At 39.1% G+C, this 25,510-nt stretch carries 22 protein-coding genes; 9 read left to right on the forward strand and 13 right to left on the reverse strand.

Annotated features, from left to right (window positions below; translation table 11 throughout):
- Nucleotides 1–298: 298 nt before the first annotated feature.
- From glpK to JFU56_RS01985, 5 genes are all read right to left on the reverse strand, one after another.
- Nucleotides 299–1,831, reverse strand: coding sequence for a glycerol kinase GlpK (gene glpK, locus JFU56_RS01965; protein ID WP_198435598.1), 1,533 nt, complete (start codon nucleotides 1,829–1,831; stop codon nucleotides 299–301).
- Nucleotides 1,832–1,977: 146 nt separating this feature from the next.
- Nucleotides 1,978–2,835 carry an MIP/aquaporin family protein gene (locus tag JFU56_RS01970; protein ID WP_198435599.1) on the reverse strand — a complete coding sequence of 286 codons (858 nt, stop codon included), beginning with the start codon at nucleotides 2,833–2,835 and terminating at the stop codon, nucleotides 1,978–1,980.
- 455 nt (nucleotides 2,836–3,290) lie between these two features.
- The gene (locus JFU56_RS01975; RefSeq protein ID WP_198435600.1) at nucleotides 3,291–4,460 is read right to left on the reverse strand and encodes an MFS transporter; all 1,170 of its coding nucleotides are present in this window, start codon (nucleotides 4,458–4,460) and stop codon (nucleotides 3,291–3,293) included.
- A 489-nt stretch (nucleotides 4,461–4,949) separates the two neighbouring features.
- On the reverse strand, nucleotides 4,950–5,498 hold the full coding sequence (locus JFU56_RS01980; RefSeq protein ID WP_242065798.1) for a GGDEF domain-containing protein: 549 nt from the start codon (nucleotides 5,496–5,498) through the stop codon (nucleotides 4,950–4,952).
- A 499-nt stretch (nucleotides 5,499–5,997) separates the two neighbouring features.
- The gene (locus tag JFU56_RS01985; RefSeq protein ID WP_198435601.1) at nucleotides 5,998–7,386 is read right to left on the reverse strand and encodes a DASS family sodium-coupled anion symporter; all 1,389 of its coding nucleotides are present in this window, start codon (nucleotides 7,384–7,386) and stop codon (nucleotides 5,998–6,000) included.
- A gap of 583 nt (nucleotides 7,387–7,969) precedes the next feature.
- On the opposite strand from JFU56_RS01985, the gene JFU56_RS01990 reads away from it, so the two are divergent.
- Both JFU56_RS01990 and JFU56_RS01995 read left to right on the forward strand, forming a co-directional pair.
- Complete coding sequence (locus JFU56_RS01990; RefSeq protein WP_198435602.1) at nucleotides 7,970–9,634, forward strand: GGDEF domain-containing protein; 1,665 nt, start codon at nucleotides 7,970–7,972, stop codon at nucleotides 9,632–9,634.
- A gap of 240 nt (nucleotides 9,635–9,874) precedes the next feature.
- Entirely contained in the window at nucleotides 9,875–10,630 is a 756-nt protein-coding gene (locus tag JFU56_RS01995) for a hypothetical protein (protein WP_198435841.1), read from the forward strand.
- A gap of 143 nt (nucleotides 10,631–10,773) precedes the next feature.
- On the opposite strand, the gene yeiP is transcribed toward JFU56_RS01995, so the two are convergent.
- Both yeiP and JFU56_RS02005 read right to left on the reverse strand, forming a co-directional pair.
- Nucleotides 10,774–11,346 (reverse strand): elongation factor P-like protein YeiP, encoded by a 573-nt coding sequence (yeiP, locus tag JFU56_RS02000; RefSeq protein ID WP_198435603.1) that lies wholly within the window; start codon nucleotides 11,344–11,346, stop codon nucleotides 10,774–10,776.
- Between the two features lie 189 nt (nucleotides 11,347–11,535).
- On the reverse strand, nucleotides 11,536–12,132 hold the full coding sequence (locus tag JFU56_RS02005) for a GNAT family N-acetyltransferase (RefSeq protein WP_198435604.1): 597 nt from the start codon (nucleotides 12,130–12,132) through the stop codon (nucleotides 11,536–11,538).
- Between the two features lie 327 nt (nucleotides 12,133–12,459).
- Between JFU56_RS02005 and JFU56_RS02010 the strand changes: the two genes are divergently transcribed.
- Nucleotides 12,460–14,190 carry a sensor domain-containing diguanylate cyclase gene (locus JFU56_RS02010; protein ID WP_242065799.1) on the forward strand — a complete coding sequence of 577 codons (1,731 nt, stop codon included), beginning with the start codon at nucleotides 12,460–12,462 and terminating at the stop codon, nucleotides 14,188–14,190.
- Nucleotides 14,191–14,233: 43 nt separating this feature from the next.
- Here the strand turns inward: JFU56_RS02010 and JFU56_RS02015 are convergent, their stop codons facing one another.
- Nucleotides 14,234–14,752: a hypothetical protein gene (locus tag JFU56_RS02015; protein WP_198435605.1), complete on the reverse strand. Its 519-nt coding sequence runs from the start codon at nucleotides 14,750–14,752 to the stop codon at nucleotides 14,234–14,236.
- Nucleotides 14,753–15,326: 574 nt separating this feature from the next.
- Here JFU56_RS02015 and JFU56_RS02020 point away from each other — a divergent pair.
- Both JFU56_RS02020 and JFU56_RS02025 read left to right on the forward strand, forming a co-directional pair.
- Nucleotides 15,327–16,367, forward strand: coding sequence for an acyltransferase (locus tag JFU56_RS02020; protein WP_198435606.1), 1,041 nt, complete (start codon nucleotides 15,327–15,329; stop codon nucleotides 16,365–16,367).
- A 49-nt stretch (nucleotides 16,368–16,416) separates the two neighbouring features.
- Nucleotides 16,417–17,151: a sulfite exporter TauE/SafE family protein gene (locus tag JFU56_RS02025; RefSeq protein WP_242065800.1), complete on the forward strand. Its 735-nt coding sequence runs from the start codon at nucleotides 16,417–16,419 to the stop codon at nucleotides 17,149–17,151.
- Here JFU56_RS02025 and JFU56_RS02030 read toward each other — a convergent pair.
- Entirely contained in the window at nucleotides 17,135–18,049 is a 915-nt protein-coding gene (locus JFU56_RS02030) for a LysR family transcriptional regulator (protein WP_198435608.1), read from the reverse strand. The two genes, JFU56_RS02025 and JFU56_RS02030, sit on opposite strands and share 17 nt — an antisense overlap.
- A 131-nt stretch (nucleotides 18,050–18,180) precedes the next feature.
- On the opposite strand from JFU56_RS02030, the gene JFU56_RS02035 reads away from it, so the two are divergent.
- Both JFU56_RS02035 and JFU56_RS02045 read left to right on the forward strand, forming a co-directional pair.
- Nucleotides 18,181–18,801, forward strand: a complete 621-nt coding sequence (locus JFU56_RS02035; protein ID WP_198435609.1) for a ceramidase domain-containing protein — start codon at nucleotides 18,181–18,183, stop codon at nucleotides 18,799–18,801.
- A gap of 409 nt (nucleotides 18,802–19,210) precedes the next feature.
- Nucleotides 19,211–20,317 (forward strand): DSD1 family PLP-dependent enzyme, encoded by a 1,107-nt coding sequence (locus JFU56_RS02045; RefSeq protein WP_198435611.1) that lies wholly within the window; start codon nucleotides 19,211–19,213, stop codon nucleotides 20,315–20,317.
- A 93-nt stretch (nucleotides 20,318–20,410) separates the two neighbouring features.
- On the opposite strand, the gene JFU56_RS02050 is transcribed toward JFU56_RS02045, so the two are convergent.
- Nucleotides 20,411–20,929, reverse strand: a complete 519-nt coding sequence (locus JFU56_RS02050; protein ID WP_198435612.1) for a GNAT family N-acetyltransferase — start codon at nucleotides 20,927–20,929, stop codon at nucleotides 20,411–20,413.
- Between the two features lie 101 nt (nucleotides 20,930–21,030).
- Nucleotides 21,031–21,900 (reverse strand): MYG1 family protein, encoded by an 870-nt coding sequence (locus tag JFU56_RS02055; protein ID WP_198435613.1) that lies wholly within the window; start codon nucleotides 21,898–21,900, stop codon nucleotides 21,031–21,033.
- A gap of 472 nt (nucleotides 21,901–22,372) precedes the next feature.
- On the opposite strand from JFU56_RS02055, the gene JFU56_RS02060 reads away from it, so the two are divergent.
- Nucleotides 22,373–24,004 carry a sodium:solute symporter family protein gene (locus tag JFU56_RS02060; protein ID WP_198435614.1) on the forward strand — a complete coding sequence of 544 codons (1,632 nt, stop codon included), beginning with the start codon at nucleotides 22,373–22,375 and terminating at the stop codon, nucleotides 24,002–24,004.
- Nucleotides 24,005–24,020: 16 nt separating this feature from the next.
- On the forward strand, nucleotides 24,021–24,143 hold the full coding sequence (locus JFU56_RS22980) for a putative transporter small subunit (RefSeq protein ID WP_242065801.1): 123 nt from the start codon (nucleotides 24,021–24,023) through the stop codon (nucleotides 24,141–24,143).
- Between the two features lie 161 nt (nucleotides 24,144–24,304).
- Here the strand turns inward: JFU56_RS22980 and JFU56_RS02065 are convergent, their stop codons facing one another.
- Together JFU56_RS02065 and JFU56_RS02070 are read right to left on the reverse strand one after the other, a co-directional pair.
- Nucleotides 24,305–24,553, reverse strand: coding sequence for a DUF3297 family protein (locus JFU56_RS02065; RefSeq protein WP_019441139.1), 249 nt, complete (start codon nucleotides 24,551–24,553; stop codon nucleotides 24,305–24,307).
- A gap of 181 nt (nucleotides 24,554–24,734) precedes the next feature.
- Nucleotides 24,735–25,364 carry a LysE family translocator gene (locus JFU56_RS02070; RefSeq protein ID WP_198435615.1) on the reverse strand — a complete coding sequence of 210 codons (630 nt, stop codon included), beginning with the start codon at nucleotides 25,362–25,364 and terminating at the stop codon, nucleotides 24,735–24,737.
- Between the last annotated feature and the right edge of the window lie 146 nt (nucleotides 25,365–25,510).

The raw sequence follows: 25,510 nt of genomic DNA on the forward strand, positions 1-25,510 counted from the left end.
TGCAACTAATATAAAACATTTTAGTATTAAAATCACCATTTACTTTCGAATTCGCGCATTTATTTTTACATAGCGAACATGAATTGCGAAGGTAAAACGCAAGTTATGCTCGAATGGCTATTAAGCCTTAGAAATATGTCAATTTGATGACAAAAATAGACTACTTTGCTCGAAATGCCCAACATTCCAAGAAATAAGCTCAAAAAAATCCCAAAAAAAAGCATCACTATATCAATATAATGATGCACTTCTATTAAGACTAAGATGACACCTTATTGGCAATCAAATTTAAACTCGATTACAGTAAATCGTCTTCTTCGTCATGGCCTTCAGCCCATGACTGCGCCGCTTTAACAGCACGTTTCCAGCCACGGTAACGACGTTGACGTTTAACATCATCATCATGTGGCATAAATGATTTTTCAATCACAGCTTTATCAGACAGTTCATCTAAGCCATCCCAGAAACCAACAGCCAGACCAGCAAGGTATGCAGCACCAAGTGCCGTTACTTCTGTAACTGCAGGACGTAATACTGTCGTATTTAACACGTCAGATTGGAATTGCATTAGGAAGTTATTCGCTACTGCACCGCCATCTACACGTAATTCAGCTAGCTTGATACCTGAATCTGCTTGCATCGCATCAAGTACGTCACGTGTTTGATATGCAATACTTTCTAATGTTGCACGAATAATGTGATTTGCACCAACACCACGTGTTAGACCAACAATCGTGCCACGTGCATAGGCATCCCAGTACGGTGCACCTAAACCAGTGAATGCAGGCACAACATAAACACCGTTTGACGAGTCTACTTTTGTTGCAAAATATTCAGAATCTTTGGCATCAGCAAGCAATTTCATTTCGTCACGTAACCATTGGATAGAAGCACCACCCATGAATACCGCGCCTTCTAGTGCGTATGCCACTTCACCACGTGGACCACATGCCAAAGTAGTAAGTAGACCGTTCTGAGACGTTACTTTTTCTTTACCCGTGTTCATTAACAAGAAACAACCCGTACCGTACGTGTTTTTAGCTTGGCCTTGTTCAACACACATTTGACCGTAAAGAGCAGCTTGTTGATCACCCGCGATACCAGCGATTGGGGTACGAGTACCGCCTTTACCGCCTAAGTTCATTTGACCGTAAACTTCTGAAGACGATTTCACTTCAGCCATCATTGATAGTGGAATATCAAGGACTTTAAGTAGTTTCTCATCCCATTGCAGCGTATTGATGTTAAATAACATAGTACGTGATGCGTTAGTGTGATCCGTTACATGCACGCGTCCCTGTGTCATTTTCCAAACTAACCAAGTATCAACAGTACCGAATAATAGTTTACCGGCTTCAGCGTCTTCACGTGCACCCTCAACATTATCAAGGATCCATTTAATTTTTGTACCAGAGAAGTACGGGTCAACAACTAAACCTGTGTTTTCACGTACGTATTCTTCAAAGCCTGCATCTTGTGCTTTTAATTTGTCACATATATCTGCAGTACGACGACATTGCCATACGATCGCGTTATAAACTGGCTTGCCTGTTTCTTTATTCCAAACAATCGTTGTTTCACGTTGGTTAGTAATACCGATACCGGCAATTTCATCACTCGTGATGCCAGTCTTAGCTAACGTTTCAACTAATACTGAGCTCTGAGTTGCGTAGATTTCAAGTGGATCATGCTCAACCCAACCCGCTTGCGGATAGATTTGCGTGAATTCACGTTGAGATACACTAACAATATTTGCATCGTGGTCAAGAATAACGGCACGAGAACTTGTTGTACCTTGGTCTAAAGCAATAATGTATTTTTTCTCAGTCATTACGAAGTCCTTTTAATTTCATTTGTATGAGTACGTCATATTTCAATTAGCTTACGTACTTATGTTTAATTATACACCTAAGCGATAATCAAAGTCGCTCAAGTGTTATTCAAAATTTATTCAGGGTTACTTTTCACTATCGCTAACTATACTTCAGCCGCTTTAGCTTCAACAGATACTTCATCACACTGGTTTGGAATAGTGCAACCATGGCCTGCAGACGGTAAGTATTGACCAATCACTTTTGGATATAACCAACCACCAAAACATGCACCTGCAATTGGACCTAAGATAGGTACGATGAAGTAAGGAATATCTTTAGCACCTGTTAGTGCGAAATCCCAGCCAGCGAAATAAGCGAATAATTTAGGACCAAAGTCACGTGCTGGGTTCATCGCAAAACCAGTTAGTGGACCTAAAGAGCCACCGATAACCGCGATTAGTACACCGATAAGCACAGGGTTCATTGCGCCACGTGGTTCACCGTTACTTTCATCACCAAGGGCTAGAATAACGAACATTAATACCGCAGTGATAACAAATTCAACCGCAAATGCGCCGATGAATGTTAATGATGGATGTGGGTAAGTTGAGAAGATACCCGCTGTTGATAATGCCGCTTCACTATTACGTAGGAAACCGTTAGCGATTTCGTAGTCAGTAAATAAGTTACTATATAGACCATATACTAACGCTGCAGAACAGAAAGCACCTGCGAGTTGCGAAAATATATAAGGTAATACTTTGCTTTTATCAAATCCGTGGAAAGCAGCCAATGCAATCGTCACCGCGGGATTAATATGTGCGCCAGAAACACCTGCCGTACAGTAAATAGCAATTGCTACACCCATACCCCAAATGATACTAATTTCCCATTGACCAAAACTTGCACCCGTTAGTACTAATGCAGCCACGCAGCCGACACCAAAAAATATTAACAGTCCAGTTCCAATAAACTCAGCCAGGCATTCGCCCATCAGAGTATGTTGTTTATTGCTAGCCATGATTCATTCCTTTGTTTTATTTATGTAGGGTGTACACAATGTTCGTGTGAATTTGAATTTACACTTTTTATACATAATTAAAACAAATAAGGAATGGAAATGAGCGTTCGAGCACAGAAATATATTCAAACGAGACAGGTTGAAATGTATTTATCTATAAAACACGCTATATCGAGCGGAATTGATCAAGATCAGAGTATATATTAATTAGCATTAAACGATAGTTAGCAACATAAATTAACACTTTATTGGTAGTTACGTACTAATTATTACTCATACCGCTTATTAATAAGTATTAAAGTAGGAGAAATGAAGGTAATCAGGCTAAATGTAACAAATCGAACATCTGTAAGGTGAAATGATTAAAACGAACAAAATACAGTTAAGCCATCTGCAGGCTTAACTGTATTAATCAGTACGAAAAGATCTACGTGCTATAACTTACTCTCTGCACCCTATTGCGGGATTGCAGAGTGATCGCTTGGTTTTGATGTCGCACTTTTGATCAGCATGTAAATACACATAGTCAGCATGCAAACACCAAGATACATAATCAAACTATTGTTGTAGTGCTTAAAGGTTTGCGCCACAACAGGCCCCGCAACAGAGCCAGCGCTATAGCTAAGTAACATGATCTCAGTTGCCGCTACAATTTTACTGACACCTAAACTGTCACACGCTAGCGAGATAGCAACGGGATAGAGTGAAAACACACTCGCACCCAACAACATGTAGCTTGAGCTCAATAATATTGAGTCATGCGTCGTTAATATACCAATAACGCCCAGTACACCAAGCAAACAAAATAGTGACATTAGTAACGTCTTGCTCATTTTTGGTGACAAGTAGCTTACGACTGGTTGTACTAACATGCCACCTAGAATAATAATCGCCATTAACATACCGCTTTGCTCTGCACTGCCTGTTTGCGCTTTAAGGTACAAAGGCATTAACCCATAAATAGGTGCCATTAACATGCCAGAAACTAAACATCCCAAAATCGCAGGGCGGCTTAGTGTTTTTAGTTCAGCAAACTTGATCTTTTGGTGTCCAGTGCAATCAGGCTGCCCCACCTTGATTAATAACGGCGGTAAAATGGCAATCAACAACACACCAATCACAACGCTGTAAGGAAAGATCCCAACAGCACCAATTGGAACAAGTGCTAACTGGCCTAATGCATTACCACCGTATAAAGAGGTCATGTATAAACCTAAACGTTTAGCACGTTGCTTTGCTGTGTCGGCCATTAATAACCAAGACTCAACAACAACAAATACCCCTGCTACAGCAATACCGGCAATAAAACGAGCCGCTAACCAGGTTGCAGCACTTGGTAGTGCAATCATCAAAAAGATCGATAACAACAGTACACTTAAAAACAAAATAAACGCAAGGCGGTGCCCCATTCTTGCGACTACGCTTTCTATCTGTAATGAGCCTATTAATAGTCCCAGATAAAAGATACTTGCCAACCAAGGTGTTAATGTAAGACTTAGTCCAAAAGATTGCAAAGATAATGGAATTAGGCTCATTAAAAAGCCCGATGCAATAGCAAAAAATGACAAACCGACAACAGGTACAAATGTGCTGTTTTTTGGGTTTGAGCAGGCGAATGTTCCCACCTTGTATCCTCAAGTTAAATTGTTTAAATATAGGTTAAGCCGCTATATGTGTACCAGTTGTTGGTTACTGCATATTTCGGCGAGACTTTAATCCTAATTTAATGTGATGTAAAGTTTATTTTTCAATTAAACACAAAATAATTTATAAGGATTATAATCGCGCTTAAGCACCGCAGGACAGTAGGTTATAGGCATGTTAATGTTTTATTCCATCGCACTTTCGATACGTTCACCAAAACGAAACAGCCTTAATTATCACGTAAATACCAAAGCGCTATTTACATAAGGTTAAATCTATTAAAGGCTAACGTAACACGATATTTACCACTATTAATAGACGTTTGAATATACAACAAACAATAGCTTAACCAACCATTGTTCGTTGTATAATGAACGATGACCTGGGAGGTCAAACCACGCATTTAATAGTGTATGTGATGGGGGTTTAGAAGTGATAGTGATGTGGCTTACATAGCACTAGATTGTTAACTACATATTAAGCGGTTCATTACTGCTGAAATCAGTATGAAGCACACGATTCTTACCCGCTACTTTAGCCGCGTATAAGCGTTCATCAGCTTGTTTAATGACACTTTTTATTGATTTAATTTGGTCTATCGAAGATGTGGTCACTACACCGCCAGACATAGTCACGTGAAACTCGGTTTCGTTGCTGTAATGTGGGGGGTTAGCAACGCTTTCACAGATGCGCTCAAACACATCAATCTGCTTATTATCTTTGTTGTATGCAATCAGCAGGCCGAACTCTTCACCGCCAAGACGTAGTAATATGTCTTTTTCACGAATTTGCTGCTTAATCACAGTTGTCACTCGGATCAGAACTTCATCACCGATGGGGTGCCCGTAAGTATCATTCACATGCTTAAAATTATCTAAATCAATAATCATGAAAGAGTAAAACTGATGACGTTCGATATTTTTCAGTTCAGCCATAAAACCACGACGGTTTAACAACCCAGTCAATGGATCATGACATGATTCAGACGCCAATATCTTCGACACAAAACGTAATTTCAACGTATACAACACCCACACTGCAAGCACAATAGCCACAAAATAAAAGGTGATATCGACAAGACTATTTTTAAGTAAGTCACTTGATCACTGATTGAATAAGGCATTACCACGCGTAGATTGGTTGTATTACCATCAAAGCTCAGCGGCTCACTAAGAATGCCTAAATCAGAGTTTGGCTTGGGATCATTAATTAGGTAGAAATCAGATGAATAGCGAAAACGGTAGACACTATTCAGTTGAAACATTATGTTACGCGACTATCGACTAATCACACTATCTACGATGTACTAGCCGCGCACTGAATATACTTTATGATATGAGCATAAAATATATTATAACCAATTGAAAATCACAAAATATGCAATACTAGTAACTGCAAAGAGAGTTAATCGACAGTTAAATGATAAACAAAAAAGGCCGCTGTTAAGCGACCTTCTCTATTAACGAAGTATTAATAAAACATCAATAAAACATTATGTATTATTGATGAGCATTTTATTTATGCCCAGAATAGCCAAGCGACAAACGACAATGCAAAGATACAAATGAGGTTAAGGTAAATACCCACACGCATCATTTCAGACTGCTTAATATGCCCAGTACTAAACACAATCGCATTCGGCGGTGTTGCAACAGGCAGCATAAAGGCGCAAGACGCAGCGATCGCAATTAACGCAGACAGAATAATAGGCGACATCCCCAGCGCTTCAGCGACACCAGCAAATACCGGAATTAATAGCGCAGCACTCGCAGTATTACTCGCAAACTCCGTCAAAATAACCACAAACGCAACCACCGTTAGAATGATAATTAACATTCCTGCTTGTGATAATACATCACTTAAGCTTTCAGCCAGGAACACACTTGTGCCCGTTGCTTTTAAGATATTACTCAAACAAATACCACCACCAAATAACAGCAATACGCCCCAATCTGTGGTTTTTTCAATATCTTTCCAATGCACCACTCGTGCGACACCAACCAACACAATCGCCATTAACGCTACTAGGGTGTCGAATTTAGAAAAACCACCTAGCATCGCGTTAATCGGTTTACTGAATATCCATAAAAATACAGTTAATGCAAAGATAGCTAAAGTAACAACTTTACCTTTATCCCATGCAATTGGTTGGTGGTCTAATTCAAAAATTTCATTGAGGTTTGGTTTAAGTAAAACATATAGCACGCCGACGGTAATCGGTAATAGCAGCAATGTGATTGGCACGCCATACGACATCCATTCTGTGAAGCTCAAATCTAACTGCGCAGCGGCAATCGCATTCGGTGGGCTACCCACAATAGTGGCAATACCACCAATACTCGCGCAATAAGCAATACCCAATAACACAAACACATACGTGTTGTGGCCTGTCTTGGTATTTACTTTATTCAGTACGCCTAACACAAGTGGTAACATCATCGCCGTCGTAGCGGTATTACTGATCCACATCGATAAACCCGCCGTTACGCCAAATAGCATAAATACAGCAACATCCATACGACCTTTTGCCAATACAAGTACTTTATCAGCAATGGCTTTATCGAGCTCTTGTCGGTGTAATGCAGCAGCTAACGCAAAACCTCCTAAGAACAAAAATATAATCGGGTTAGAAAAATTGTTCAGCGCAGTTTGGGTGTTAAAGATCCCAAACACCACAGCAAGTATAGGTACTAGAATAGCCGTTATGCTGACATGTAACGCTTCAGTTAGCCACAATATAGCGATGAAACTCAGGATACTAAGCCCTAGCACTACATCTTTTTCAAACGGTAATAAGTTGTATAACAGTGCAAATAAAATAACATCTAATATAACAATAATACTGTTTTTATTTGTTAGCCACTCCATTGTATTTGTCGGTAGCGGTAAACTTTCATTTTTGTTCATGTGAGCTCCATTCTCGCGTTAAATATACATTTGTAAGTACTCCAATAGTGTTATTTTCACACGCAATATCATTAATTAGTTATTAACAATGTTAATAATAAGAGCTAAAAGACGAGAAATATTCAATAAAGCGAACTTACTCACATTTTACATGGCCATTGCTATTTTTTAACCAGTGCACAGCAAGTAAAAAACAAACCAATAACATCAGTACTTGTTTATATCTAGCCTTCACTCGCCCAGAAAGCAACGATACTTCAGCCTAAAGCTTGGTTTGAACCATTAGTGACATCATAAAAAAACCATCACTTAGCTTCCTAAATTAAGGAACGGAGTTAGATTAAAACCCCGAGAGGAGTGGATTAACCAACAACATAATAATGATTAACAAGCTAACAACTAGGTATTTTATTTCATAGAAAAACCTTAAAATAGTTAAGGTTGTTAAGTATCTGTAATAAAAGCAATTGCATCAAACGCACACATGAATAACGACTTATCGGCGTTGATGAAACAACCATAAAGTGTTAGTTTTACAGTATTATTTATACCTATTTACTTTAATGGAAGACTGTCACTTACAATGAGTTTATCTTTATTTCGCAAGGTCGCGATCTTTATCACAATGCTCAGCTCTTGTTCTGCACACGCACTCGATACTGTCAATTTAGACCTACGATGGGAGCACCAATTTCAATTCGCTGGATATTACGCTGCAATTGAAAAAGGTTATTATCAAGATGAAGATATCAATGTCAATATACGTGCAGGCTCAGCCAACAAAGATAATATTGACGAAGTGATTAGTGGCAGAGCTGATTTTTCAATAAGTAACAGCGAGCTTATTCAAGCTCGTTTGCAAGGTAAACCCGTTGTCGCGATATCCGCACTATTCCAATATTCGCCAGAAATTTTACTGAGCTTAAAAAGCAGTAACATCAACTATCCTTTAGAACTAAAGAATAAGATCATTGCAACAAGAAGTGGCACACTCGAACCACATTTATTAGCCATGTTAGAAAGGCAAGATAGTCTCTTGACTGAAAAGCCAACGATAATAAAAAAGTCTGACTTTAATCTCGGTTTGTTTATTTCAGGTGATGTTGATGTAATAACGAGCTACTTAACCAACGAACCTTATACACTCAGTAAAATGGGCATCGACTACAAAATCATGGATCCACAAGCATACGGGATTAACTTCTACAGTGACTTTCTATTCACCAGTGAACAGTTTATTTCTACAAATTATCGCTTGGTCGAGCGCTTTAAACGCGCTTCATTACGAGGCTGGGAATATGCACTGGCAAATCCAGATGAAATCATCACACTCATCTTAGCTAAATACCCAACCACAAAATCTGCTGACGCTTTACATTATGAAGCACAAATGATGTCAAGATTAGTGCTTAACGACCTTGTCGAATTAGGCCACATTAATCCAACACGTATTAACGCCATGGCAGAATCAACGATTAAATTCAACGAGCAAAGTTATGACCTTGCCACAATGGATGGATTCCTGACAACGACAGAAGATAAAAATATTCAGCAATTCCAGTGGCGATTACGATTTCTGCTGCTATTTTTCATCATTGCAGCCTGCATAATTGGCCTTTATTTTCGTTTATATAACAAACTCCGTCAGGAAATCAAAGAACACAGGTTGTTAGCGCGTCAATTAAAAGCAGCTGCTAACACTGACCCGCTAAGCGGCATATATAATCGTCGGAAATTTGCTAAATGTTACAAGCACGAAACAGAGCGTTCACTGCGCTATGGTGGAAAATTCAGTATTGTCATGATTGATATTGATACTTTCAAGCAAACCAATGACACTTACGGTCATGAATTCGGCGATGAAGTGATTAAAAAAGTGGCGGGCATTCTTGCAGATGGCGTGCGAGATATAGATACTTGCGCACGTTATGGCGGCGAGGAATTTATCTTACTCCTGCCCAACACTGATGAATATGCGTCTGGTATTTTAGCTGAACGCTTGCGTAAAAGGATCGAACAGTGCATTTTCATAGCACCAAATAACGATACCGTTACAATAACCTGCTCATTTGGTGTCGCTCAATTCCAAGACAATCTAGACTCGACGTCTCGTTTCGTCGCGCAAAACAGTCAGCATGAAGGCACAATTGCCTGCGCAGATAAAGCCTTGTATGTTGCCAAGAAAAACAGTCGAAATCGAGTTTGTTATTGGTCTGAGATCACCGAATATCTTTCTGAAAGTGCTTAAATAGATATTTTGTTTGCATGATAATGACGCTTTAAAATGCATATTAGCGCTTATTTAAATGGCTCGTTTATTTAATTTTAGAGCTTATGTCACTTCACATTTTGTTAGGGTAATAACATTTCAATAATAAGAGTTAAAACTCTAATTATTCTGTGTAATAATTACGCCCTGCGTATTATCAAGCATACCCTGTATTTTAGTTTCCGGTTAAATGAATAAAGGATAGATAGTTTGAATTTAATGTTAATGGAAATGGGAATTCTACTATTTTTTGTCTCAATGATTATTTTTGCAATCATCAGACAAACAAAGAAAGTGATATCAACCAAAAAACGTCAAAGTTTAGTTAAACACTACAAGCGTATCACCGAAACAGATACGGTGTTGAAACATGCTACATCACTTGCTTTCAGCACGCGCCTTGTCATCTTATTACACGAGCGTATTATTTCATCGCTAAAAGCTATTTTAGTCGTTGACCCTAAACAAGAAAAAATAAAACTGCATATAAACCAACATTACAATCTTATCTCTGCAACAAAAATCAGTCCTGCCACAGGTCTATTCGTCGAACCTGTCGATGAGCGTATCGCGATTGATTTAGCCCGTAGTATTTCTCGCCTAAAAACGATATTGCATAGTGAGTTAAATGAAAAAAATATATCTTTAGAAGATTGCAATGCAGAAGAAGCAAAGTTAGAAAAAATACGCTTAAAATTACGTATCAGTAATTGCTTGATTAAAGCGACTGTATTCTTTGAACGAGAAAACTATAACATCAGTATCAAGATGCTAAATGACAATATCGCTTTAATTGAAGCTGTAGATATAAAAGATGAGTTCTTAATTGAAAAGCATGATCAAATGATAATATTATTGAATAAATCCACTTACCAGTTAGCCGAACTTGAAGCTAAAAATGAACAACTTAAACAACTTGAAAAGCCAGAAAATGCTTCAACGCTCGATACTTTATTCGATCAAAAACAACGCTGAATACGACCGACTTCTGGATAATCATTGGTTGTCCAACTATTGGGGCGCACTTCAGTTCCTACATAATCGATTTGGGTAATTAAAACAAAAAGGCCCGTCATCTGATTAAGATGACGGGCCTTTTTAACTAATAGACGATGCTATTATTTATCTGCACGGCTCATGAATTTATGATCAGTCGTGTTGATTTTAACTTTTTCGCCACTTGCAATGTATTCTGGCACTTGGATAGTTAGACCAGTAGACAGGATTGCAGGCTTAGTACGTGCGCTTGCAGAAGCACCTTTGATTGAAGGGTCAGTTTCAACAATAACCATTTCAACAGCAGAAGGCAGTTCGATAGATACAGGCTTGTCATCAACAATTAATATTTGTAGGCCTTGTGTATCTTCTGTGATGAATAATAATTCATCAGCAATCGTTGCTTTGTCTAAGCTGTACGGCGTGTAATCTTCTGTATCCATGAATACATACTCATCACCATCAGCGTAAGAGAAGATAACTTGGTTACGTGTAAGATCAGCTAAGTTAAGGTTATCACTGTCTTTGAATACTTCATCTATTTTTGAACCAGTCACTACATCGTACATACGCATACGGTAAATACTACCACCAGCACGGCCTTGTGGTACTGAACGTTCGATATCACGGATGATGTATACGCCGTTATTATATTCAACAGCGGTATTCTTTTTAACGTCACTTGCCTTTGGCATTTTAGGTATTCCTAATTATAAATTGTGTATAGAAAATAGCATAAAGGCCAAATCAGACCAAGTGTTACGACAAGGAAGCGCTGACTTATTCACCATTTTTGCCAACTTTATTGTATTACCAAACAGATATCTACTTCTACAGGTCCTAAGTCGCTCTTACTCAGGGCTTAAACTGAATTTATGTGAGTATTAACGATCCATCTTATAATTTAGACTATGCTTCACCATCGGCCATTCATGATCGATAATTGAAAACACAACGGTATCACGGTAAAAACCATCTTTATCTTTTTTATGATTACGCAGTACTCCATCTTGCTTCGCGCCTAGCCGGGCAATAGCAGTACGCGAAACAGAGTTATGCCAGTGGGTTCGTAACTCTGTCGCGATCACATTTAACGTTTCAAACGCATGCTGCAACAATAGATATTTACATTCAGTATTCACACCGGTTTTTTGATAACGTTTTGCATACCAAGTATACCCAATTTCAACGCGATCATTTTCTGGGGTTATTTCACATAATCGAGTAGAGCCGATGATATCGCCCGTGCTGTTATCAACCACAGTAAAAGGTAATGCTTTCCCTAATGAATGATCGTTAAGCGCCTTCTCAATATACTCATCTATCGTGTCTTTACTCGGTACGCTGGTAAACCACAACTCCCAAAGATTACCATCGGATGCAGCGCTAATAAGTGCATCCGCATGTTTGCGCTGCAGCGGAATGAGCGTAACTTTACAACCAACAAGTTTGGTTTCTTCTAACCAAGTATCGTTATTCATATTCAAATTTCCCTCAAATTTTTCCACTAGCGATTTACCTTATAAATAAGTTAATCCAAGCTACAAATAAACACCGGACAACAATTTACCCCCAAATGGGTACAACCATACATTAACACTAGCCATCTGATTAATATACATAGCATTTTATAAAAATTCGTATATACAAAGATGCCTTTACAATATTAATCTATATCATTATTTATGAATTTAGTTTCAGCATTTTATAGCATCTAAAATGCCGTTTACATAGTGAGTGCATTGACTTAAAGTGTTTTAACCAGTTCGAATAATAGTTAAACTTCACTCGCTCTTCTAGGTTATACAATGAAAAGAAATGTAATAAGTAAAAAATGGATGTACTTCCCTATTGTCAGCATGTTGGTTTCTACAATCATCGGGTTATTTATCTTCAATTTAACGCTATCAAATTGGATAGAAGAAAAAATAGAGGTAGGTTTAGCAAGTGAAATCACACGGATCACCCATAAACTACAAGCCTCTAACTTACCGTTTAACGACCTTGAAAAGCTTGATATTTACATCAAAACAGATATCGAGTTAAGTCGTCAAAATCACATTACCTTAGTGGCATTTGATGGTACCGTTTTAGCAGACAGTGATATTTCATTAGTTGAAGTAATGAACATTGAAAATCACCTTAATCGTAAAGAAATTATTGATGCTAAAAATAACGGCCATGGTACAACGACCCGTTTTAGTACTAGTCGCTTTAAAGACTTACTTTATTCAGCAAATTCATTCTCCTACAAAGATAAAAACTACATCCTTCGAGTTGCAACGCCATTAACGCGTATCGAATCGATGGCCAACGAATTAATGACCATTTTGGCATTGCTAATGACCATTAGCTTGGGCTTAGTAACAGCATCAACTCTACTTAGTAGCAAATTAATGAATCAACAAGTTCAACATGAAAAAGACTTGCAAGAAAGCTTGATTGAGCAGCGTACTTTAGAAATCGAATTATTACGCCGCCTTACAAATATGCTGGCCGCTTGTAATTCAATTGATGAAGCGCAAATGATTGTCGAAGATATCATTCCGCGCATCTTAGGCGATGTAAATGGTGTTGTATCGCTGATCCGTTCGTCTCGAAATCAGCTATTAGTCAAGCTAGACTGGGGCGGCGCTTGGCCAGGTAGTAAGACTTATGCACCTGAAGAGTGCTGGGCATTGCGTAAAGGTAAATTCCACCTCGCTAATGATAAATACACCACACTACCTTGCTCGCACATGGCAGAGGTACAAACAGATTGCCCTGAAGCAAGCCAAACACTGTGTATTCCACTTGTCGCGCATGGTAATACAATCGGTATGATGCACCTTTTCTCTGGTGATAAAGAGCTAACCGATGAGACACAACAATTAGCGTTTACTGTAGCTGAACATTTAGGTTTGGCTCTTGCTAACTTGAACATTCAAGAAAAGCTGCGTGAGCAGGCAATTAGCGATCCATTAACTGGTCTTTATAACCGTCGCTACTATGAAGAAACAATTAATCAAGAGTTAATGAGAGCAAAACGTAACAAACAAGAGCTGTCATTGTTAATGCTCGATTTAGATCATTTCAAGTTGTTCAATGATAACTATGGCCATGACGCCGGTGATTACGTACTTAAAACCATAGGTTCACTATTACTTGAATCAATGCGTGGGGAAGATACAATTTGTCGTCTTGGTGGTGAAGAATTCATTATTATCTTACCTGAAACAGGCATGGAAGCAGCAAGAACAATTGCCAATGGCCTATGTAAGTCAATCAATGAGTTGCACCTCGCGATGAAAGACTTGTCATTAGGTAAACTGAGCGTATCAATTGGTATTTCGACTTATCCAATTAACGGCATGCAAAAAGATGAATTAACCAAGCTATCTGATATCGCATTATATGAAGCGAAAGAACGTGGACGTAATCAGTCTTGTCACTACAGCGATTTAATCATCATGGGCGATGACTTAGAGACCGTTACGCCAACTGAAAAACTGATTACCCAATATGAACAAAATCCAGAAACACATGTTATAAATGTCTAATCTGTACATTAAGGGCCTTCGGGTCCTTAAATCTGCTTTTCGATCACAACTTATCCAGCAACGCATCCCGTAACAACTGAATTGTCCCAACGAGGCTATCCTCTAAATCCGTCGACTCTATGTTATCTGGCGATATACTATTAAGAAACGGTAACGCGTTATGCACTCCACCTATCATCTCGACAATACTGTTTTGCACCTCTAATTCTGTCAGGGCTTTCTTAGTACTGCTAGATTGCACATGGGCGATATAATCATTTCGTAACGTTTTAATAGCAGTATTATTGTTGATTAAGGCGATGTATTTATTTTTCTGTTCTTGATGCTCAGGAATAATAGCATTAAGTATTTGCCCATACTTTGCCGTAAATTCAACATATTTACGGCAATTAATCACAATTAAAGAAAAGCACAGACGGTAAACACTCTGGCGAAATTCCTTTTTAGATTCAAGATGAAACGAAGGCTGCTTTTCATAGTCTTTAATCACCTCAACCGCGACACTCAAATCACTGATTAATCCTGTGAGTATATTCACGCATTCTTCAATTTTTTTACGCATACACATCCTTACCATTATGAGTACACAGCCACTCGCTACGTTAGACAGCGAGTTCGACTTCATGCATTGAATATCCTCTCCTTTCGGTTTGTTGATTCTGCATCTTTAAGTAGCTTGGGTATATATAAATAATAGCTGGTGCTGAGATAACGATCCTCGGGAGTGCATACTTATTTGTAGTTATTACCTTTACACCTTAACGTATTTCAAGTTTGATGGTAACATTTTTAAATTAGCCCAAGGATATGAGGCTTAATACAGACAGTACTTCAACTATGCTATGGCATCTTTACTGGTGCTGTCGATATTGCCTGTTATCAACGAAATAGTTAAGCAATTGGCCTAATGCACTATCAATGCCTGTACTATCAATGCCAGTACTATCAATGCCAGTACCATGAATATCCGACTAGGCACCTATTTCGACAGTAATGCGAGTCTAAACCTAAAGCCAGTAAATATTTACGCATTGCGCATATCTATTCTAAGCTTGCACAAAACCAAAGGTCAATTACAATAGCCTAACGACCAATGAACTGGTTACGCGATCTCCAATAAATCAAGGATATGACTTATGAATCAAGAACGCCCTTCTATTTTTTATATCGACTTTCTGCGATTTATTGCGGCTTTTGCTGTGATAGCGATTCACGTACTAGGCCCCTTTCGGTTTTTATATGGTGATATTCCCAACTCTGATTGGCTAGCGGCAAGTGGCATTAATAGCGTTACGCGTTGGGCTGTACCTGTATTTATGATGATCACTGGTGCGTTATTATTATCCACTGAACGGGCTTTTAATTGTGAAGAGTATTTAGTTAAGCGCCTATCCAAAGTCGCGGTTCCCTTCATCGGTTGGACATTAATTTATGCTGTCGTCGGTGGCTTTTTTGTTAATGACTTAATCACTGGCACCTGGTCTGCTAACGAAACCATGAACATACTCTCTAGCGCGCCGAATGATCCCGTTTGGTATCATCTGTGGTTTTTCTATGACTTTATTCCCTTGTATTTTGTTATTCCTTTTCTGATTCCGTTATTAAAAAAAGCGACACCAGAATTAATCAAACTGCTCATCGTCACTTGGATGGTCCTGTTTTCGATGAAATGGTTGAAGGTCGACAGCTTTTTGCAAGAAAACTTGATTCTGTATACTGGTTATTTAATTCTAGGTTGGTATCTATTTAATCGAGACAACACTCCTCAGTTAAAGTACTGGGTAATCGCGGGCATCAGCATGCTGATATTTAACTTCTTCGGTACTTGGCAAGTAGCAGTAGACACAGGTAAATACAGCAGCTTATTCATGGGCTATAAAACCCTTAATACTGTATTGATTGGTGGCATGCTGTTTGTATTAGCACAGACTTATGCCGATAAGCTCCAGGGCCAGTTAAGGGCCTTTGTCCTGATTGTTTCAAAATACAGCTTAGGTATTTACTTGCTCCATCCACTGTTATTAATTCCGGTAAGAGAACTAGAAAACGGTTTTTATAGCGCCTTCGGCAGCAACTGGTTAGCGATACCTATCATCACACTGATCACTCTCGTACTCTCGCTAATGTGTACGATGATACTAGTTAAAATTCCGGTGATTAACCGCCTCGTCCCCTGAATCGCCTAGCGCCTGAACTAAAGTAATATAGCCATGTTTGCTAAAAGGAATGAACGTTTTGCCAATTGAATATATTTTAGGAATGGCGTCGTTCCTTACCTCTATCATTGCAGGCGTGCTGGGGTTTGGTGGTGGTATGTTATTAATCGCCCTGCTCCCGTTATATTTACATCCGAGTACGATCATCCCTATCCATAGCATTACCCAGTTAGCGAGTAACTCATCTCGCATGCTGTTTTCGATTACTGATGTACAGTGGTCATTACTGCCAAAGTTCCTCGCTGGCTCTTTACTCGGAATAGTATTATTTGGCCTATTACTGGCTAATATACCGAGTACTTACATCCCTGTGGCCATTGGCCTCTATATCCTGCTAAACCTATGGAGTTCGCATTTTTCTAACTTCATTAAGCGATATGAGAACTATTATATAATTGGCTTATTACAGACAGGTTTAGGTCTTATCGTCGGGGCGACAGGGCCAATAGCGACGACTATATTAACTAAAGAACTCGCTTGTAAAAATCAGATTATCGCCACCAGCTCAATGTTTATGAGCATTAGCCATGTCGCTAAAATTTTAGTATTTGGCTTCATCGGCTTTTCATTCTTGGAGCACCTAAGCTTACTGATTTATATGGTACTAGGTTCAATTATTGGTTCATTCGTGGGCACCAAGTTACGTAGTCTTGCAAGCAATGACCACTTATTATTCATCATCAAGCTATTACTGAGTCTGTTCGCTATAAAGATGATTGCAGCAGTGATCACTGATTACTATTGATCAGCAGCTCAATAAAACGCGACAGAATCATATTTTGTCGTTTATCATAGCGACTAACAATACCATAAGTGGTACCTGAATCGAGCTCTGTGGGTAATGGAATAACCTCCAAGTTAACCCTATCTTCCGCTGTAAGTGATAATGCACTTATTACAGATATACCTAAACCTAAAGATACATAATGCTTCAGCGCATTCACAGTCCCTACCTCTAAGCTTGCACTAATAGGGAGTTCAAGGTTAGCTAATACTTCGACTAAACGCGAACCTTCTTGTTTACTATCTTGAAAAATAAGAGGTATTTCATCTAATATCTCTTTACTCAAAACAGCATAGATATCCTCTTTCGCAACGCTGGCAAGCTTGTGTCCCTTCTTCATAATAAGGCAAGAAGAGTATGTTGCAATAGCTTGAAAATGTAACTCTTTAGCGAGTCTTCGCTGCGCTACAATACCAAAATCAAGTTCATTAGCGCGAACGAGTCGTAGCGTTTCCTCTACAGGACGAGATAATAAACGAAGTTGCACAAGCGGATATTCTTGCCGAAACACTTTCACTGTATTCGGTAATAGATAGCGTAATATCGAATCATGTGCAGATAAGCTTACTTCCCCCGCACCCTCAACTGCTAATTGATTCTCAAATGTACTGATCTCATCAAATATCGTCATCGAAAAAGTAAATACCAGTTCCCCAGCACCGGTAATACGGACATGTCCACCCCGGCTTTCATACAACTTAACTTTTAGATAAGTTTCCAATAATTTAATACGTTGGGATACTGCAGCTTCAGATATCCCCAGCTCAATACTGGCTTGAGAAACACTGCCACGCTGAATCATCACATAAAAACAGCGTAATGCTTTCAGATCCATTACATCATAAGTTTGCCTTCTCATATCAACTATCCATATTTTCATGCTTAGGGGGCCATTAGCCTTACCCCATGGTGTGAAAATAAATAAAGGTCCATAGTTAATCTTAGATAAGGGAACACAATATTCTCAAGTTTTATTCGGAGAAATAGCACATGAACAATATCGATATATATTGCGAAATACTGGGACCAGAATTACTCGCTGAACCTATTAACTTATTTACTAATATCTCATTCTTAGTCGCTGCACTATTACTATCAAAGCAAACATCGTCATCAAATCGAAATATCAAAACCCTCATTTTTCTCATATTCACGATAGGCATTGGCAGTATATTGTTTCATTCCTTTGCTACGCCATGGGCGCGTATTCTTGATGTCATTCCAATTTTAATATTCCAAATGCTATTTGTTTGGACCTATATCCGACGAGTAATCAACAGGTCTACCTATATCGCGAGTCTAACCATGATTATCATTTTAACGACAAGTCTTGCGGCGAGGGAATATCCACAACTACTAAATGGTTCATTACCCTATTTACCAGCATTGACCATTCTGCTTGGCTTAGGTTTGTATCATCACCAAACTAATCAACCTAAACCATTTCAATTACTCATAGTGGTAGGACTTTTTATCACAGCCCTGGTTTTTCGGACTATGGATAGCAATATTTGCCATCACATCCCAATTGGTACTCACTTTATCTGGCACTTAGTCAGCGCATATATGCTGTATCTCAGTGTCGACACACTAATCCCACAAAGGAGATAAAATCATGAGTTTATATACAATACTAAATCACAATTTGGAGCTTGTACCTAGTTTCACACAGCCCAACTTAAGTACTGCTAGCGATTTAAGCGCTACTACTAACTCAAACACGACTAGCAACATCAACAAATCAAAATTTCAGAGGATGATATCAGATGGCTCAAGTGAACTTATTAAAGAGCAATTGTTCTCATCAACACCAACTGTAGAATTACCAGAAACGGAAGGCACGATCCTAGATTTTTTTTCAATATGATGAACTCACTTGTAATAATTCGCCCCCGTCAGCATTAATATTGGCGGGTGTTTTAAGAATCGGTCATACCAGCCAGTAAAATAAAATCTAATATCAATCACTTTCATAGTAGAATGCCTGCAAAGCTAAACTCGTGATAACAAGGGATAAACAGTGATTGGAAAGCATAAATTAGAGTTAGATACACCGTGTCTGGTTATCGATAAAAACAAGCTAATTAATAACATCGAGATGATGCAAAAATTTGCAGCAGCAAAATCGAAACAGGTTCGCCCACATGCCAAAACGCACAAGTGTGTAGAGATATGCCAGCTGCAACTTAACGCAGGTAGCATCGGCATATCAATTACTAAGCCAGCTGAAGCGTATGAACTTGCCAAAGCTAAAATTCGTCACCTGCTTATCACCTCCCCGATTGTCACCAAACATAAATTGGCCACCTTAGCTAAAATATTAAAGCTAGCACCAGAAACAATGATCGTCGTTGACTCTGAAGCGAACTTAGCACAGTTAAACCAGTTGGGTAGTGAGCTTAACCTTAGTATTAACCTACTCGTTGATATTGACGCGGGAATCGGCCGAACTGGCGCATCTTTTGATACTGCTTTTGACCTAGCCCTTACTGTCCACCAGCATAGACACACAAGGTTAAAAGGTATTCAGTGCTACGCAGGGCATTTCCAACACATTCTTGGACATGACGAAAGACAACAAGCATCTACAGCACTATTGAATAAAGCCGGTCAGTTAAAACAAGATATAGAGCAAGCAACCGGGTTAATTAATCTGATCCAATCAGGTTCTGGTACTGGCACCTACGAAATTGACAGTGATATTGCCTCTGTAACCGAAATACAGCCTGGTTCATACACTGTGATGGATAAGGAATATTTCGATATTGAATATAATGTAGGTCACTTCCAATCAGCCATGACACTACTCACCAGTGTCATTAGTGCTAACCATAGCACCCATGTCACTGTTGATGCTGGCACCAAAGCACTTTATAAAGAAGCTACTCATCCACAAATCATCAGCCAGAATGGGGAGAATTGTGATGATCTTAGCTATGAATGGCATTATTTTGGTGACGAGCACGGTAAAGTATCAGGAGGTAACTTACCTAACGTCGGTGCAGTTATTGAAATGATCGTACCGCACTGTGACCCTACCATTAACTTACATGACAAGTTCTATGTGGTGGAAGATGACATCGTGGTCGCGGTTTGGGATATCGCATTACGTGGGAAACTTGCGTAGCGATTAGTTGATTCAGCCTTGATTTTCATCACAGGCTGAATCTAACGTCTACGTTATACGACTGGAATTAGATCTAATTACTCACACAAGCTATTAATATAAATTATTTATATCAATCTCATATAAGTTATTTTCAGAATTATACAAGTTAACTGTACCATTTTGTTTAAAACCGGCATTTTGTAATAATCGATTAGAACTCACATTATCTGGTAAGGTTATCGCTAATACCATCGATAAAGAATGCGTCTGAGTTCCCTGTTTAAGTACCGCCTTCGCAGCTTCTAAAGCATAACCTTGACCACAATAACGAGGTAAAAAAGCATAACCAAGATCAGGGTGTTGCAGCTCATCACGTTTAAGTAAACCACACATGCCAATTGGTATATTAGTCCCTTTTAACATGACCAAGTTCAGACCAAAACCAAACTGCAAATAGCTCGCTAGCGGACCAAGCGTTAGGTAGTTTTCTGCGTCAGCGACATTGCGAACCTGTTTATCGGCAATATAACGGATAAAGGATTCTTCATTTAATAACTCAATAATAAATTCGCTATCCGCTAAAGTGAAATGCCGAACACTTAGCCTGTCACTCTCACATACAATTGTCATTTAGCACCCTGTATCATTCAGTTTGTATTTCGCGATTTAGCCCCATGGCTTATTAGTGAGAGTTATTCATCAAATCTATTGATAAGTCCTCTTCATAAGTCCTAGGCTTGTAGTGCCATCGCAGCCATTTTCATTATACTTTCAAACGATTCAGCACCCGCAATAAACAAACCATTGTGGCAGAACATCGCATCATCAAGCCCAGTTTCGTCCTTAAATGCTTGTTCAGACAAACCAGCCCATGGTTTAGGCAGTGATTTACGGTCTTCAAATGAGCCCAGTTCAACTGGTACAGCTTGAATAGTCCATTTACCTGACTGAGACGGGTAAACCATAAATAGCGCTTCAGGCGCTAAGTTGAGTACCGTCGTTTTCCACGGCGTATATTGTTCTAATACAATCACTTTTGGATCCGCAGCATTAGCAATCGCTTTCGCCACGATATCTTTCGCATTAATACCACCAGCGGCAGATGCAATGAATCGCGTTAATAGGCGCGATGCAAAGGCAACGGCTTCATCAAAGCATGCATCCAGGTCGCTATCTTCTTCCCATGTTGGGTTAAACATTGAAATAGTCTGGCTAAGGCTAATTCCTTGAGCGACACCTTCGACATGACCACAATCAACCGCGTCAATAGTAGACACTAAACCAGCGTCAACAGCATCGGCTATCTCTTGGTTTCCTTGACATAATTCCAGGCCATACTTCTGCCAAATCAAACCAAATGAAGAAAAAGGAATGCCGTTTTCACGCTGACCGGCACCACCACGTTGATGGTGATCAAAACGACCTGTATCAGGATCATATTTACCACCGACATCGATCACAATATCAGCTTGACCAATAACCTCTAAATCACGCGTACGTACAAGGTTAAAAGCCGGAAAAATGTGCTTGAGTGCAGCGATACTAAAAACGTCATCTGCATGAAACTTACCGTTATGCGTTGCTATTGTTATGTCATTCATTGTTTTGTGTCATTTTAGAAATAATATGTCAATTCTATACGAAGACAGCGAACAAAAGTAGCTGATTTTTAATTACTGAAGTATCAGTAATACATCAAATAATGCATAACGCCATGTATGGAAAAGGTATAAAAAAAGTATAAGAAAGGTATGAAACTATGTATAAAAGCATCAATAAAACAAGCCCCTCATCAAGAGGTTACGTACCGGAATTAAAATACTAAACTTAGTAAAATAAATCCTATGATTTCCACCACCTATTTAGTAGATCATTATTGTTACCGTGTTTATAGGTTTGTATGGACTAACTTACTTTTCTATTATTAAGATTTTAGGCACTAATCCGTGTATAGTACCGCGAAGTGATTATTTCTAATGTTAATAGTAACGTGCGGAGTCAATAAATAGGGCCTGCCATTACGCTTATCCCACGCATTAAAATTATCGCTATAACAATAACCCAAGGAGATCTATGTTAGACCCAGTGTTTTATCAATTTTCAATAAGTACAACGCTCATACTCTTAATTGGCTTTTACGGCCTTACATTTCTCTTCTCAACCCTAGCCTCCAAAAAATCAGACAGTGTCGATGGCTATATGGTCGCCAACGGTGCAGTCGGATTCGGCATAGCAGCAGCAAGCATGACAGCAACCTGGATTTGGGCAGCCTCTTTTTACGGCGCAGCAAGTTCAGGTTACCAATACGGATTATCCGGTTCTTTACACTACGGATTCTGGGGCGCTTTGATGATTTTATTCATCTATCCCTACGGCCAACGTTTTCGTGAACTAGCACCTAGAGCACGAACCTTAGCCGAAATAATGCAAGCACGACACGGTACGTCAAGCCAGCTTATCTTAGCAATTTCAAACTTAGTTGGCAGCATTATCAGCCTGATGGTTAACTTCACCGCCGCAGGTGCGTTAGTATCGGTATTAACACCTTTGTCTTTTGAAACTGGCGTATTAATCGCAGGTGTAGGTGTTTTATCTTATACTTTATGGTCTGGCTTTAGAGCATCTATTTTAACCGATTTCGCGCAAGTTGTTGCCATGATGGTCGTGGCAATTGTATTGATCCCTTGGATCTATTTCAGCATGGGCGGTGCCGACGCCCTGTCTCAAGGCTTCAATATAATCACCGCTGAACAAGCAGACTTCTTCTCGACAAAAGCCATGTTAGAACAAGGCGCACCTTTCTTTGTTGCTGTGCTCGCCTACGGTATTGGTAATCAAACAATTGCACAGCGTCTATTTGCTGTGCGTAAAGACTTGATCAAATCATCATTTATTACCGCTACGCTCGGTTATGGCTCAATTGTTATCGGCTTAGGTATGTTAGGCATGATGGCCCTGTTTATGGGCATGACCCCACATGATGGCGACCTGAATAACCTGATACCACAAGTAGCTTCTGCTTACTTACCACCGATTGCGATTGGCATGTTGTTTATCTTAGTGATTGGTTCGTTGTCATCAACCGCTGATTCAGATTTATCAGCATTGTCTGCCATTGTAATGACGGATATTTACGCGAAGAACTTAGCAAAAGGTAAAATAGACAACAAGAAGATGTTGTTACTGGGTCGTTTAACTATGATCATCGCGACAGCACTTGGCTTGATCCTAGCAAGTTTCTCACTGGATATTCTCGTAATGCTGGTATTTGTCGGGGCACTATGGGGGACATTAGTATTCCCTGTTATCGCTAGTTGCTATTGGGACAGAGTCACCAACCGCGCTTTCTTAAGTGCCGTACTGGGTGGTTTAATTCTATTTTGCTTGGTTCGTTTCGAATGGATCGCACTCATTGGCGCATGGGCATCTAGCCTAGAATTCATTGCTGCTGTTGGTGGTGGTACTGTGATTGGCTTAATGTTCTTTGGTTTTACAAATCGTAACGTCGCGCTTATCGCTGGCTCGATAGTAGGTGTGCTATGTGCTTACTACTTCCACCATTTCTTACGTGACTATACGGTATTACTTGGCTCTTTGGTTGCCTATGGTGCAAGTACGATGATTTGTACTGCGATCAGCTTAGCAAGTAACGAACGCTTTGACTTTGCGTTGATTCATGAACGAGTTCAACATTTTGATGATTAACAGCTAGGAGCACAATATGATGTTATCCCTTTATATTTTAGTATGGCCAGTAATTTCAGCTGCAGTATTATTTGTAATAGTAAGAGCGTTTTTTAAAGACATGACAGATGCCAAGCGCGAAGAGCGTGATATCGTTTAATTGAACGATTTTCACAGGTAAATAAAAAGGGTCTAAATTTCTTTAGACCCTTTTTAGCAATAACTTAGATTCAATTCAATATCCAATACAACTGCAATACTATTTAGTACGTCGGCTCGTAAAAGGTTTACGTGACTAAGCTATCTTTTCATTGAGACGATTTATTTATAAAACGCTTCAACTTTACCTTTCATTGTCATCATTAGCGGTTGACCACGACGATCTAATGCTTTGTGTGACGGTACTTTTACCCAACCTTCACTGATGCAATATTCTTCAACATCGAAGCGCTCTTTGCCGTTAAGCATAATACCAATGTCAAACTGGAAAACAGCTTCATCATGATGAGGGCTGCGAGGGTTGCCTGAAAGGTGATCTGGTAAAGCTGGTTTCGATGTAGTGTCGTTCATGTTCGTGACCTGTAATAATAAAAGTGCGTCATTGTAGTCAATATAGGCCTAACGCTCAATAGCTAGGGTAATAAATGTTAACCCTTGGCATCCTAAATACGTAAATGTTTATAAAAGTATCAACTGTGACGACTTTCACTGGCACTGTTGATCCCGCTATTCAGTAAATTACTGCTTGTATTTACTCATTTTTACCAAATGCAATTTTTGCACTTAACCCCATTAATATTAAACCCGACCCGCCCTCAATTCCTCGAGAATATTTTAAAGCTGAGGGGCTGTTAAATATAACGCTACCTAGACATGCGTACACGACATTGCAAGCGGTCGCTAAAACACTAAATAGTAATCCCAATACAACAAGTTGACTGGTTGCAACAGGTGACGAAATATCGATGAATTGCGGTAAAAAAGCCAAGAAAAACATGGCCACTTTAGGATTTAAAATACTGACGATAATACCTTGTTTAAAAACGTTTTTATTTGAAACTGAAGGTTCATTCGCCACGAATTGAGATTTGTTTTTATAGCAATTGATGAGTGAGCTTACACCTAAATACAACAAATACGCAGCACCTAAATATTTAACAACACTAAACAAAAAAGCAGAACTTAATATAAGGGCTGACAACCCCATTACTGCAGCGATTGTATGGACTAAATATCCGACGCCTAACCCTAGAGCGGCTTCAATACCTAACTTTATTTTACCTTTCATTGTGTTAGATACGATATAAACAACATCAGGCCCTGGTATTAGATTAATTGATAATGATGCAATCATGAACATTAAAATTGTATTGAATTCCATTGAGTACTCCTAATTGATTTAATCCTGCGTCCCTAGAGGGAATCCCCTATTAACAGCCGTTAACTGCGTAACTTACTAAAGCCAAAGTACCCTTCTGAGTTAAGTGTTAAATCTAAAAAACCTGACATTTCATAAATATAGTAATG

Source organism: Moritella sp. F3, assembly GCF_015082335.1.
GTDB lineage: Bacteria > Pseudomonadota > Gammaproteobacteria > Enterobacterales > Moritellaceae > Moritella.